Raw genomic sequence first — 14,005 nt, forward strand, 5'->3', positions numbered from 1 at the left:
AAATAAATGTTCATCCAGGAAATACTGGTACTACCTTGACAATCCAATCCAGGAAAGATTTTACTTGATCTGGATTTTTTCCTAACCAAGCAACTACTTCTTTAACTTGGTTTACTTGTCCATGACTAATCAGATTCATAAATTCTTTTTCTCTATCTCTGATTGATTGTTCTGGAGTCTGCAAAATCTCCTGAATTACCCATTTTTTCATAAGTAATGAAGTGAAAGAGTAAAATTTTTCGGGTTCTGTAGAATTGGAAGTAATTACACCCTGTTCTTCTAACTTGATTAAAGATCGTTCATGTTGTGTAAGAATGCGGCCAATCCCACTTAATTTAAATTTTATCTCCTTTATATGACCTTCCATATCTAATAAAGCTATCAGCATCAACAAAACTTGCTCTTTGGGATTGCATCTATGCCAAATTGTTTTGAAAATCTGTTGAGTATCTCTTTCAAAATTCTCAGCAAATGATTTAATATCGGCATTACTCCCAGGCTGTAGTTCTCTATATAGAAAAAACCCAGCGGTTTGGACTAACATTGGATGTCCACCGGTGATATTCATGATTTCACCCCGTAGTGTGGGTGGTCTAATAATATTTAATAGTTGAACTAAATCCTTAGTAGTAAACAATTTCAGAGATTGAAACAAATAGTGATTGTACCAAGGAGAAGCATTGGGGTTAAGCTTAGGACCTAATTCACTGAGGCGTTGGAGTGAAGCCACAATCATTGAGAGGTATTGACTTTCTTCCGCATGAACCGCTAAACTACGACACTGAGCTAAAAATGTTTCCATTTCTGTTTCCGTGTACTGATCGTTTGGTATCAATGCTGCATCAAAATTATCTACCAACAATACTAAAAACTTATCTTTTTTAGCCAATTTCCGTAATGCTTGGCGCAGACTATCATTTGTCGCCGATTTTTCAAGTAATGGCTTGATTTCAGCTTGTAGTTTTGGTTCACTGTCTAATTTATTGTGCAGCAGATTTAAAGCTTCTCGCCAAAAACCACTAGAAGTGAAGGGAGTGAGACTTTGACAATCTAGGATGACAGCGATACCTTGAGATGGATCTAATCCATATTCTTGCCATGTTTCCTCAGAAGCCAATTTCTGCAAAAATGAAGACTTACCCATTCCTGGACCACCCCAAATGGCGAAATGGCTGCGGTTATGGATTTGGTCAAAAGCATAGTTAATTTCTGATGTCCGTCCTATGAAACTTTCTGGGAGAACTGGTTTTCCAGGAAAAAAAGGATTGGAAGACATAGTAAATTTATTTCTGAAGACGGCGAAAAGAGCAGATTTTACTGATAACGTCAGTATACTATCAGTAGTGTACTTGTTTTATCTCTTAGAAGCAATATGCAATCTGAATTTAATTTCTTTCAGCACTGGTATCCACTCATACCAATCGAAGATATTGATCCCCAGCGACCAACATCCCTCACTTTACTGGGAATGCGCTTGGTGATTTGGAAACCCAGTAACTCAGAAACCTATCGGGTATTTTTAGATCAATGTCCCCACCGTCTCGCACCATTAAGCGAAGGTAGAATAGAAACTAAAACAGGTAACTTAATGTGTAGTTATCACGGTTGGGAATTTAATGAAAATGGTATTTGTCAGCGCGTTCCCCAAGCAGAAAACCCAGAAATTATTGCCAAAAATAAAGAAAATTTTTGTGTTGTTTCCTTTCCAGTCCGTCAACAACAGGAACTACTTTGGGTGTGGCCAGATCAAAAAACAGCAGCAATAGCAGAAAATACACCTTTACCATTATCACCACAAATAGATGCAGAAAAAGGATTTGTGTGGTCGAATTATGTTCGTGATTTGGAATACGATTGGCAAACATTAATAGAAAATGTTGCAGATCCTAGTCATGTTCCTTTTTCTCATCATGGAGTTCAAGGTAATAGAGAAAAAGCTAGACCTATACCTCTTAATATAGTCAAATCAACCATTAATTTAATTGAAGTAAATATCGAAAGAGGTTTACCCACAACCATTACATTTGAACCACCTTGTAGATTAGAATATGCCATTAATCTTGGTAATACTGGCAAAAAATTAGGTTTACTGGTTTATGCTATTCCTGTATCTCCTGGTAAATCAAGAATCGTTGCTCAATTTTCTCGCAATTTTGCTAAGACCTTACATCGCTTGATTCCTCGTTGGTGGAATCATATTCATGAAAGAAATCTAGTATTAGATGGGGATATGATGCTACTAAATCAGCAAGAGTATTTATTACAGAAGAAACAATTACATGAAAGTTGGAAAACTGCTTATAAGTTACCAACAAATGCTGATAAATTAGTAATTGAATTTCGCAATTGGTTTGATAAATATTGTCAGGGTAAATTACCTTGGCATGAAGTAGGAATTAATGTGAGTGAACCTGCACCTATTAATGATAATCATGGGGAAATGTTGAATAGATATAAACAACATACCCAACATTGTAGTAGTTGTCGAACCGCAGTTAAAAATCTAGAAAGGTTGCAAATAGGACTTTTAGTATATTTTGTAATTGTTATATCTGGAGTAGCTGTATTACCAGATCATTGGCGGTTACAGTTAGGTTTGCCACTGGTAATTACTGCACTTTTAGGTTTAGGAGCTTACAGTTGGCTAAAATTTTCGCTCATTCCTAAATTCTACTTTGTAGATTACATCCACGCAGAGAAATAAACAATTCAAAAATAAAAAATGAATCAATAATAATATCTTACCAATTATCAATTACCAATCACCCATTACCCATTACTAAAGCTTCAATTCCAAACGTTGAAAATCTTGCTGAATTTCAGACCATAAAGCTTTATTGTACGGATCAGTTTTTAAGGCTTTTTTCAGATAAATTCTGGCTTTTGGGAGTTGTTTTTCCGTAATTAAGGCTCGTCCCCAGATTTGATAAGCGATCGCCAACCATTGACGCACCTCCCCATCCCCCGGTAAACGCGCCACTAAAGCCTCTGCTAGAGCGATCGCCTGGGGAAACCTTTTTTCCTGTAAAAATCGCTGTAACTGTTCATAAGTCTTCCACTTTAACCGCTGTTCAATCTCCTCCAAATTTGGTGGATGGGGTGTAACCATTGTTTTTGGTGCTGCTGGTTGAGTTTGCACCTCCGTAGCACTAGTCCTTGGCTTAATTTCCTCCGGTGGTAAAACCGTTTGCAGAAACTTATAAGCCTCAGTCACCGCAATAAACTTATCTTTCGCTCTGAGATCATCTGGGTTGATATCAGGATGATATTGCTGAACCAATCGGCGATAGGACGCTTTCACATCAGCAAAAGAAACTCCCGACCTTAAACCCAATATCCGGTAATAATCTTCAAGATCCATGTTGCTTCATTTGACTTCAATTCAAAATTCAAAACTAAAAATTCAAACCGAGAAACTCAGACTTTTGAACCTTACATCTTGAATTTTGAATCATTTTCCCCTATTTAAATCCGTTCTTCAATCACCCGATCAATTAAACCGTATTCCTTAGCTTCCTGAGCAGACATAAAAAAGTCACGATTCATGTCCTTCTCAATTTTCTCTAAAGATTGACCAGTATTATCAACATAAATTTGATTTAACTGGTTACGAAGCCGCAAAATCTCCTGAGCCTCAATAGCGATATCGCTGGCCTGACCACGAGTTCCACCCGAAGGTTGATGAATCATAATTCGGGAGTGAGGTAAAGCCATCCGCTTCCCCTTTGTCCCCGCAGCCAACAGAAAAGATCCCATGGAAGCAGCCAAACCGACACAAATTGTCACCACCTCAGACTTAATGTGTTGCATAGTGTCGTAAATCGCCAATCCTGCCGTCACCGAACCACCGGGAGAATTGATATACAAATAAATCGGCTTAGTTTGATCATCGGAATCTAAATAGAGTAAATAAGCGACAATCGCATTAGCGATACCATCATCTACTTCCTCCGTCAAAAAAATAATGCGCTCCCGAAATAGTCGATCTTCGAGATCGATCCATTGCTCATAGGTGCTACCGGGGAGACGATAAGGAACTTTGGGAATACCAATAGGCATAGGACAATTTTAGTGAAGACTATGAAAATAGAACTAGAGAATTTCCGTCAAAGTTAACAAGCCAGAATCCAAAATAAAAATCACACTCAAATAGAGCTTGACAAATTCTTGGTACTTTCTAGCACCCGATCAATTAGTCCGTATTCCTGCGCTTCCTGGGGAGTCATATAGAAAATACGTTCACTATCTTTCGAGATTTTTTCGGCTGTCTGTCCCGTATTTTGGGAAAAAATATCAAAAAGTATGTTTTTTTTCTGCAACACCTCTTCCGCATTCACTTGAATATCTGTTGCTTGACCCTGAGTCGCCACACTAAACTGAGTCAAGGCAATATTGGCATGAGGTAAACTGAATCTTTTTCCCTTTGTCCCAGATGATAGAATCAATGCTGCCATACCCACTGCTTGACCCAAACAGATAGTAACAATTTCTGACTTGATGTACTGGATTGTGTCATAAACCGACAAACAAGCCCTAATTGACATCATTCCCAAAGTTTCATCCATACCAGCCAGGACAGGATCACCCAAAGAATTGATATAAAGGTAGATCGGTTTACTCTGATCCTCCGACTCCAGATACAGCATAGCAGACATCAGGGAATTAGCCAGAGTCGTATTCAGTGGGCGATTCAAGAAAAGAATCCGCTCCTGCGCCATCCGTTGATCAATACTGACCCACTGCCACTGGTTACCACCAGGGATGTTATAAGGAACTTTTAGTGATGAATCAACAGCCATAGGGATAATTAGAAGAAATTAGAGATGATGAGAACCGATTTAACGTGAGTTCGGAGTTCGGAGTTCGGAGTTCAGTTTTATGATTTTTCAACGAGAGAATAAGGGTTTGAGACTCATACTTGGGGTGAGTTTTCCACAAATTATCGTCATGTCGAACTCACGTCAATTTAAGCAATCATTGGTAAAGGTTTCGGCAGATCCTTCATGCTTTCGAGAACGCGATCAATTAATCCGTATTCCTTGGCTTGTTGGGGAGTCAAATAAAACATCCGCTCAGTGTCCTTGGCAATCTTTTCAGGAGACTGTCCAGTGTTTTGAGAGAAAATATCCAAGATAGCCGTTTTGTTAGCTAAGACTTCCTTGGCGTAAATTTGAATATCTGTTGCTTGACCTCTAGTCCCACTGCGAGGTTGATTCAGGACAATAGTGGCATGAGGTAAACTAGCTCGCTGACCCTTAGTTCCGGCAGATAGAATCAGTGCTGCTGTTCCCAATGCCTGACCAATGCAAATTGTATGTACGGGTGTTTTGATATAGTTAATAGTATCACAGATGGCAAAAGCTTCCGTTTCGTAGCCGATCGCATCTCCCGTATACCAAGATGTCCCCGTTGAATTGATGTAAAAGAAAATTGGCTTGTCGGGATTGTCAAACTTCAGATAAAGCAACTGAGCAATAATTAGCTTGGTTACATCAACGCCCATTTGCCGTTTGTATTCATCTGCTGAAACTAAAGGCATTCCCAGATAGACAATTCGTTCTTTTAAAAGTAGAGAAGCTAAATCTGGTGGCGGTGTCCGGTAGGAACTGTCGCCGTAGTAAGAAGCTTGAACTGACTTGATGGGGGAATTTTCCATAGCAACTGATGATCTGAGATTATGCCGTTAATGTATTACATCCTAGCGCGATGCTCACCCAATTTAGGGTGCGGATTTCTCCCAGATAGTGAAAAAAGCTAAATTTTAAAATATTTGGGTCTTGAGTACCAATTATGCCAAGCACAGCACAATTCAAGCAGTAGGGGCGCAGGGTCTGCGCCCTCAATTGTATGGTATCCCACCAATAATCGCTATATCTCTCATGAAAAAATTGGTTGTAAATCTAAAATAAATCCTGGTAATACATCTTCTCCAGATAAACTTGTAGGAGATTCTAAAATTTCTATTTCCTGATTTGGGCGATAAATTTCTACTTGTTTATTTTTCGGATTAATTAACCAACCTAACCGCAAACCATTGGCGATATATTCTCGCATTTTGGCTTGAGTATCTGCTAAATCATCGCTCTCAGACACCAATTCAATCACAAAATCAGGACATAAAGGCAGAAACCTTTTTCTTTGTTCTGGTGTAAGTGCATTCCATCTTTCCATCTTAATCCAAGACACATCAGGGGAACGGGTAGCACCATTAGGTAATTTAAAACCTGTGGAAGAATCAAAAGCTTTTCCTAAACCATTTTGGCGATTCCAATATCCTAAATCCAGACACATTTCAAAATTTCTATTTCCGGTTTCTCCTCCTGTGGGTGGCATGATACTTAATTCTCCTTGAGCCGATAATTCTAAACGTAAATCTTTATTAGCAGCGACCATTTCCACAAATTTATCATCTGTGAATTTTAGTGATTCTGGTATTTGTAAAATTACAGCAGTCATGATTCATACCTCGTGACTAATCTCCGGTGAGGGAAGTTCTATTCTTCATTCAATAGGTAAGTGAACTTTGTTTGTGTAGTAGCGATCGCTAATTGCCGTTATTGTACTAAACTGTAAAAGTGTTCACAATTACCGCTATTATAATTCTTGAGGTGTTAGATCAAGAGTGTGGTAAACCAGGGGTAAGAAAATGACAGAGAATCAAGGACAACTCCCGATTTTAGCTGGAAACAAAGGAAGATACCAACTTCTCAAACCTTTGGGAAAGGGCAGTTTTGGAGATACTTTTCTCGCTATTGACTTAGATACGATGAATCAACGCCATTGTGTTGTTAAGCGATTACGAATTGAGAGTCATCATTCTCCTGAAATCATTGCGGGGATTAAAAAAGCCTTTGAAAAGGAGGCTAAGGTTCTGGAAGATTTAGGAGTTAGAAGCGGTAACATTCCCTGCTTATATGATTATTTTTCCTTAACTGTAACTGACCCTCAACTCCATACCTCACAAGAGTTTTATTATTTAGTTCAACAATATATCGAAGGTGAGGATCTAAGTAAAGAACTGGAACAACAAGGACGTTTCTCGGAAACCAAGGTTTTGGCTCTATTAAATAATATTTTACCTGTTTTGGAATTTATCCATAAAAATAACGTTATTCACCGGGATATTAAACCTAGTAATATTGTGCGCTCCCAAGCAAAAGCAGAAGATAACAAATTTTATTTAATTGACTTTGGAGCAGTTAAACAAGTAATTGAAGGTAAGATCTACACCACAGAAATATCTATGGTGTTTGGAACTCTTGCTTATGCTCCTTTAGAACAAATTAGAAAGAAAAAAGTTGATTATTCCAGTGATTTATATGCTTTGGCTGCTTCTTGTGTGGAATTATTAACAGGTGAGTTTCCAGAGGATTCCCGTGATGTTAATAATCTTTGGAATTGGCAAAAATATCCCCATATTAGTGAACATTTAGGTAAGATACTAAGGCGTATGCTCCAAGAAGATCCTTATTATAGATTCCAGTCAGCACGGGAAGTAATGGAAGCTCTAAATAAACGTGATGATCAACAAAAGGAATTAAAGCCGTCTAATGGGGATGAAAATAATGGTGGTGGTGAAAAGACAATAATTATCTCTCCTTCCCAACCTCGATTTATTCAAGTTTTATTGATAACAGCAACTATTTTGACGACTGCTGGGGTTTTAATAGCTATTTACCGCCATCAAAATCAAGTCCCTCCAGGGGAAATTCAAACTATTCCTGGTCAACTATTTGAGGATAAACAATTTGGAATTGAGATCAAATATCCTCAAGACTGGAAGGCTGAAAAACAACAATATAGTCCGATAACCGGGGGAACTATAGCCAAAATATCTCCTAATAGTTCCAGTTTGAATCTAGATGTAGGGTTATTTATCCGTGTGGTATTGATAGAAAAATCCCAGTCTCTATCAGAGTATAATCTGGCTGCTATCGAACAAATTCAAAAATCTGTTAAAGACGTACAAATTCTCCAACAACAACCAATAAAAATAGATAATCGAGAGGGATATCAAATAGTTTATAGAGGTCAAGAGCAAATCGGTAACTTCAGGTTTAAAGTCATGGAAATTTGGACTATCAGTAATTCAAAAGTTTATATTCTGACCTATCGAGCCGAAGAAAAACTCTATGATCCCTTTCTTAAAGATGTAGAACAAACCATGATTAAGTCTTTTCATTTGCAGTCTACTTTATTTTTATGAGGGACAGCCCAGTAATATACCTTGCCAGTTGACATTTGCACACTAGTTATATTAACGTAGGATTGATTCAACTTATAAGCTTTTTGTAACCCTCTTAATAACCTGATTTCTTATGGCTTTAGTTATGAAAAATAACCTATCAGCACCCTTAACTGGCCTGGCTTTAGCCTTGAGTGTCACTTTAGCCAGTAATCAACCCAGCCAAGCTCAAAGCCGTCAATTTAGTTGTGGTTTGAGCGATAACTATCCAGTAACCGTGGTTCGTCACCCAGCCAGAGGTAGTGTGTCCTTAATTGTGTGGACACCAGGAAGTCTGATTGGTGACACATGGACACCTCAAAAACGTTGTCAAAAAGTATCAGATCGTTTCCAGAAACTACACAATCAAGGTCAACTGAAAATCCTGAAAACGGGAACAGTTAACGGTCAATCTGTTATCTGTGGTTTAGGAACTAATCAGGGAGCTTGTAATAACAAAAATGTTTTACTGACCATGACCAAGGATCGTGACCCCAAGCAGGTTCTCGAACAACTATTGAATACCCGTGTGTCCGCAGGTGGGGAGGCTGTTTACCTCAGTGGCGACCAAGCGGGACACATTAAACCAACAATCAACCGTGATGGCACTGCCAGCGTTGATATTAATCAAGTGATCAACGGTAAAAGTGAGCCGATCTGGTAAATTGGAAATTATGGGGGGAAAATCATGAGTTGGCGCAGAGGAATGGTCGCTGTTTTTGCACTAACTGGTTCTGTTTTGCCTTTGGCAACTCCAGTGTCGTCAGTTCAAAAACCCCCTTTTTCAATGGTTAATTTGCGGTCTGGCCAAGAACAAATTCAACTTGAACAAGCAGCCCGTTTAATCACAGTTAGGATTTTAAGTAGCCCTAAACAAAAGCGCGATCGCTCATTAGGTTCTGGTGTACTATTTTATAAAGATCATAAAAATCACTTCACCTCAACCTATGGAGTAATTACCAATAATCATGTTTTACAAGCAGGTGAAGCTCCCTATTTTATTCAAACTCCCGACGGAAAAACACACCGTGCTAACTCTGTGGTGCAAAAAAAACAACTGAGGGGAAATGATTTAGCCTTATTAGAATTTGTAGCTGACTCAGAATACAAGATTACCACCAAATCAAATCAACAAGCCGCCATTGGAGATGGAGTAATAGCCGCAGGTTTTCCCCTCAAAAATAGCCAAAGCAAATATCGGGGGTTTGTGATTAAACCCGGTAACATTGAATTGGTATTGGATAAAGCCCTAGAGGGAGGATACCGAATTGGCTCTACCAATGACGTAGAAAAAGGGATGAGTGGCGGACCCCTATTGAATCGCGCGGGGGAATTAGTGGGAATTAATGGACTTCATGCTAACCCAATTTGGGGTGATCCTTATGTTTTTGAAGATGGTTCTTACCCAACGGACGCACAGCGAGAACAAATAAGTCAATATAGCTGGGGTATTCCCTTAGAAACAGTCAAGCAATTATTGTTTGCCAAAAGTAAGCCTTGATGCTTCTAATTTTGGGTGAAACAAAAAATATAATACAGCAGTTTCCGTGATTATGAGGTACAGATGTTAATGATCAAATCCTTGTAACACAGGCATCTTGCCTGTTGATAGTGTACCTCATTTACCTCAAATCTGCTGTATATAAAAATATAGTATTGTATTACTGTAGGGTGCGTTAGGATGAGATCCGTAACGCACCCCATCATTGATAATAGTGCGTCACGCTATCGCTAACACACCCTACCTAGTAGTATTGTAGTATTGTAGGGTGCGTTAGGATGAAATCCGTAACGCACCGCATCATTGATAATGGTGCGTTACGCTATCGCTAACACACCCTACCTAGTAGTATTGTAGTATTGTAGGGTGCGTTAGGATGAAATCCGTAACGCACCCCATCATTGATAATAGTGCGTTACGCTATCGCTAACACACCCTACGGACTTGGTAGGCTTTTTTGACTTGTGCCAGTTCAGGGTGCGGAATGTGGCATATAATTCATTGATTTGTGACTAAAAATACCGTATAGTATAATAAATTTTTGCAAGTTCCAAGGTTACTGATGGTGACTAAGTTCAACTAGACAAAAATTTTCCGTTGCTATGTAAAGCGTAAATAGAAAGCAAACAATAGTTTCCAAATCTTCGGAGAAAGTTATGAATATGCACTCTGTTAAGATTGTTGCTTTAGGCACTATAGGTGTGCTGGCAACAACCACCTCTACACTGGCTCAATTTAATACTAATCCTATCCATCTGACTCAGGCTACTAGCTTCACTTGCGGTCCCCACCTAAAAACTTACGTAGTTCGCTCACTAGATAACCGGGCAGGAACCGGGATTCGCTGCGTCAAATTTAGTGAAGGAGGAGCAGGCGGCGCTAGTATTCCCCGTCTGGCGTGGTACGGGGAAGGAGCCTGGGGAGGGTGTACCTACCGCCATCTGGGACACGCATTTTACGAAGGTAGGATGCTGGTTGGGTCTGCGTCGGATTTTCATGGTAATGGTGAGTGTACCAACAACAATTTTCCACGTAATCTAACAGTCCGAGGAACTACACCTGACTGGACAGTGATTCAGGTGACTGGTGCCTGGAATGAGGAGTGGCGTTCAGTTTCCTCAACTAGTTATAGACCCCTACCCCGTCCTCAAACCTGTGGTGGCTATCTTGATCAATACAGGGTATCTGATTTGGGTGGTGGCCGTCCCGGAGCAGGTCTGCGCTGTATGCTTAAAGTTGGTCAGGCAAATACAACCTGGTTTGGGAACGGGAATTGGAATGGGAATACTTATTCTCACTTAGGGACTCGCGGAAACAATGGGTATGGCGCTGGAGATATATGTGGAAATGGCTTTGGACCAAGCTGTAATAATTTCGGTTACGGTTCTCTGACATTCACCCCTACCCCCGGTGGTTTTAAGGTGACTGGTGCCTGGAGTGAGCAGTGGCGTAGGTAGAGACAGTTATTAGCGAGATTTTCGGCACAATAGTAATTCATCGGTTATGGGTAATTCATAAATTACCCACTACATCCACAACTTTGATCAGATTTGAAGATACTAGGATTTACGCATTGACAAGATTCCCCAAATATGTGAGGTAAATTTTATCCCTTGTAGGGTGCGTCAGACACGATATTTTGACAAAAAAAACAGATTCCCTCTATCTGACGCACCCTACTCAATAAGTTATTCCCAAAGCCGAAAACGACGCAATTTCCTTCATTCATATCATGGTAAATTAGTGAGCGTGCGTAAGTCCTGGATACTAGTATAATATTTCTTGAAAACCCATTAACAATAATTAAGGTTTTTTCTTTTCTTGAAAAAAAGCCCAAGCAGATTTTATCTAAAAAAATTGTACAAAAAATAGTTGAGAATTTCAAGCCCTGAAATTAACTTTTTTCGTTAGCTTATTGAGAAAATTCTCAAGATTATTGAGAATATAGGGTACTTGTGCTTTTTTGCTGAAGAATGATTTAAATAAATTATTAGATATATTCAGATGTATAATAATCATTGATAATGGTGCGTTACGCTGTCGCTAACACACCCTACCTAAATGAATCTCATTTTACCCATAATCCTTGATCATGGTGCATTACTATTGAGCAAACCCAATCAATTCCCCAGTCGGTTTTAACGTGCATTACTATTAAGCGCTCCCCAATCAAATCCCCAGTCGGTTTTAACGTGCATTACTATTAAGCGCTCCCCAATCAAATCCCCAGTCGGTTTTAACCGACTTGAGCTTTCAGACAGGGAATTTATTCCCTGGCTGTCTGGCTGTCTTACATCTTTGCGTGAAGTACAAAGAAGGGCTACTATAAAAAATAGTATTATAACAGACAAAGGACTATGAAATTTTCCCAGGGATTAGGAGTAATTCTAGGGACAACAACCCTAGCTATAGTACAATACCAACCCGTATCTGCTTTAACTCCTGTACAAGTTAATGATATCGCTAAACCAATCACCGTCATGATTGGAGGATTAGATGGTAAGGGTTCAGGAGTAATTATTGACAAAAATGGTAATACCTACACTGTGCTAACAGCTAATCATGTGGTGAAAAAAGCGGGATATGGTGTTTATGAGATTATCACCCATGACGGGCAAAAATACCCGATGGAAAACAAAGCTCAAATTCTGGGAAAATTAGATTTAGCCTTAGTCAGATTTACCAGTGACAAAAATTATCCCCTTGCTAAAATTGCTGATTCTCGGACAGTTGAAGAAGGTGCAACGGTATATAAATCTGGATTTCCTATTCCTTCTATTTCTAATAGTCAACAGCGAAATTACTTCTTTTTAACATCCCAAATTACAGCTAGAGGAAGGGGAGAAAATCTGGGATATGATTTATTTTTGAGTGGGAGTCCAAGACCGGGGATGAGTGGGGGACCAATATTAAACGACCAGGGGGAAGTAATTGGTATTTATGGTAAGGCTGAATTTGGCAGAAGTGAATCAGCGTTAGCAAGAGATGGTGTTCAGGGAATACCGACGGAAAAGTGGCCAGGTTATTTGATTGCTCAAACTTTTACAGAATGGTGTCAACAAAAAGCCAATTTATCTCAACAGACAAGAAGAACGGTAGAAGTATTACTACAAGTTGCTAAAACCCAAAATTGTGGTCAAGCTAATCAAACGCTGACTAATTTGACTGAGCTTTACCTTGAGGAAAATCAAATTAGCGATATCAAACCTTTGTCTAATCTGACTAATTTGACTGAGCTTTCCCTTGAGGGAAATCAAATTAGCGATATCAAACCTTTGTCTAATCTGACTAATTTGACTGAGCTTTGGCTTAGGAAAAATCAAATTAGCGATATCAAACCTTTGTCTAATCTGACTAATTTGACTTAGCTTTCCCTTTCGATAAATCAAATTAGCGATATCAAACCTTTGTCTAATCTTTTGTCTAATCTGACTAAATTGACTAGGCTTCGGCTTGAGGGAAATCAAATTAGCGATATCAAACCTTTGTCTAATCTGACTAATTTGACTTTGCTTTCCCTTGAGGGAAATCAAATTAGCGATATCAAACCTTTGTCTAATCTGACTAATTTGACTGAGCTTTGGCTTAGGAAAAATCAAATTAGCGATATCAAACCTTTGTCTAATCTGACTAAATTGACTAGGCTTCGGCTTGTGGAAAATCAAATTAGCGATATCAAACCTTTGTCTAATCTGACTAATTTGACTAGCCTTTCCCTTGTGGGAAATCAAATTAGCGATATCAAACCTTTGTCTAATCTGACTAATTTGACTTTGCTTTCCCTTGAGGGAAATCAAATTAGCGATATCAAACCTTTGTCTAATCTGACTAATTTGACTTTCCTTCACCTTGAGAAAAATCAAATTAGCGATATCAAACCTTTGTCTAATCTGACTAAATTGACTTGGCTAGACCTTCGGGAAAATCAAATCAGCGATATCAAACCTTTGTCTAATCTGACTAAATTGACTAGGCTTAACCTTGAGGGAAATCCACTTGTCTCTAAACAATGTCCTCTGCAACCAGAGTCTATTTGTAAGTTTTAGTATTGTAGGGTGCGTTAGGATGAAATCCGTAATGCACAGAATCATTGATAATGGTGCGTTACGCTATCGCTAACACACCCTACTGAGAATCATTGATTAAATAGCCATATAGGCACAAGAATAAATGACTCGCTTTATACCTCATTTTACCCATAATCCTTGATCATGGTGCATTACTATTGAGCAAACCCAATCAAATCCCCAGTCGGTTTTAACCGACTTGAGCTTTCAGAC

Annotated in this window: 13 protein-coding genes; 7 read left to right on the forward strand and 6 right to left on the reverse strand. The window is 39.0% G+C overall.

Going from position 1 to position 14,005, the window contains the following annotated elements; genetic code table 11:
- Positions 1–10: 10 nt before the first annotated feature.
- Complete coding sequence (locus IQ226_RS00795) at positions 11–1,276, reverse strand: ATP-binding protein (protein WP_193890868.1); 1,266 nt, start codon at positions 1,274–1,276, stop codon at positions 11–13.
- A gap of 96 nt (positions 1,277–1,372) precedes the next feature.
- Here IQ226_RS00795 and IQ226_RS00800 point away from each other — a divergent pair, with 96 nt between their 5' ends.
- The gene (locus tag IQ226_RS00800; RefSeq protein WP_193890871.1) at positions 1,373–2,704 is read left to right on the forward strand and encodes a Rieske 2Fe-2S domain-containing protein; all 1,332 of its coding nucleotides are present in this window, start codon (positions 1,373–1,375) and stop codon (positions 2,702–2,704) included.
- A gap of 75 nt (positions 2,705–2,779) precedes the next feature.
- On the opposite strand, the gene IQ226_RS00805 is transcribed toward IQ226_RS00800, so the two are convergent.
- From IQ226_RS00805 to IQ226_RS00825, 5 genes are all read right to left on the reverse strand, one after another.
- Positions 2,780–3,361, reverse strand: a complete 582-nt coding sequence (locus IQ226_RS00805; protein WP_193890873.1) for a DnaJ domain-containing protein — start codon at positions 3,359–3,361, stop codon at positions 2,780–2,782.
- 104 nt (positions 3,362–3,465) lie between these two features.
- The gene (locus IQ226_RS00810) at positions 3,466–4,059 is read right to left on the reverse strand and encodes an ATP-dependent Clp protease proteolytic subunit (RefSeq protein WP_193890875.1); all 594 of its coding nucleotides are present in this window, start codon (positions 4,057–4,059) and stop codon (positions 3,466–3,468) included.
- 86 nt (positions 4,060–4,145) lie between these two features.
- Positions 4,146–4,799, reverse strand: a complete 654-nt coding sequence (locus IQ226_RS00815) for an ATP-dependent Clp protease proteolytic subunit (RefSeq protein ID WP_193890877.1) — start codon at positions 4,797–4,799, stop codon at positions 4,146–4,148.
- 167 nt (positions 4,800–4,966) lie between these two features.
- On the reverse strand, positions 4,967–5,656 hold the full coding sequence (locus IQ226_RS00820; protein ID WP_039202028.1) for an ATP-dependent Clp protease proteolytic subunit: 690 nt from the start codon (positions 5,654–5,656) through the stop codon (positions 4,967–4,969).
- A 221-nt stretch (positions 5,657–5,877) separates the two neighbouring features.
- The gene (locus IQ226_RS00825; RefSeq protein ID WP_193890879.1) at positions 5,878–6,456 is read right to left on the reverse strand and encodes a Uma2 family endonuclease; all 579 of its coding nucleotides are present in this window, start codon (positions 6,454–6,456) and stop codon (positions 5,878–5,880) included.
- A 190-nt stretch (positions 6,457–6,646) separates the two neighbouring features.
- On the opposite strand from IQ226_RS00825, the gene IQ226_RS00830 reads away from it, so the two are divergent.
- From IQ226_RS00830 to IQ226_RS00855, 6 genes are all read left to right on the forward strand, one after another.
- Positions 6,647–8,206 (forward strand): serine/threonine-protein kinase, encoded by a 1,560-nt coding sequence (locus tag IQ226_RS00830; protein ID WP_193890881.1) that lies wholly within the window; start codon positions 6,647–6,649, stop codon positions 8,204–8,206.
- Positions 8,207–8,318: 112 nt separating this feature from the next.
- Positions 8,319–8,888 carry a COP23 domain-containing protein gene (locus IQ226_RS00835; protein WP_228039172.1) on the forward strand — a complete coding sequence of 190 codons (570 nt, stop codon included), beginning with the start codon at positions 8,319–8,321 and terminating at the stop codon, positions 8,886–8,888.
- A 24-nt stretch (positions 8,889–8,912) separates the two neighbouring features.
- Positions 8,913–9,725, forward strand: a complete 813-nt coding sequence (locus tag IQ226_RS00840) for a serine protease (protein WP_193890883.1) — start codon at positions 8,913–8,915, stop codon at positions 9,723–9,725.
- Positions 9,726–10,381: 656 nt separating this feature from the next.
- A complete protein-coding gene (locus tag IQ226_RS00845) occupies positions 10,382–11,182 on the forward strand; it encodes a hypothetical protein (protein ID WP_168466573.1) in 801 nt (266 codons plus the stop codon).
- A gap of 900 nt (positions 11,183–12,082) precedes the next feature.
- Positions 12,083–13,093, forward strand: coding sequence for a trypsin-like peptidase domain-containing protein (locus tag IQ226_RS00850; RefSeq protein ID WP_228039173.1), 1,011 nt, complete (start codon positions 12,083–12,085; stop codon positions 13,091–13,093).
- A 69-nt stretch (positions 13,094–13,162) separates the two neighbouring features.
- Positions 13,163–13,771, forward strand: coding sequence for a leucine-rich repeat domain-containing protein (locus tag IQ226_RS00855; RefSeq protein WP_193890949.1), 609 nt, complete (start codon positions 13,163–13,165; stop codon positions 13,769–13,771).
- Positions 13,772–14,005: the final 234 nt, after the last annotated feature.

This window comes from Dolichospermum sp. LEGE 00240, assembly GCF_015207875.1.
GTDB classification, from domain to species: Bacteria; Cyanobacteriota; Cyanobacteriia; order Cyanobacteriales; family Nostocaceae; genus Dolichospermum; species Dolichospermum gracile.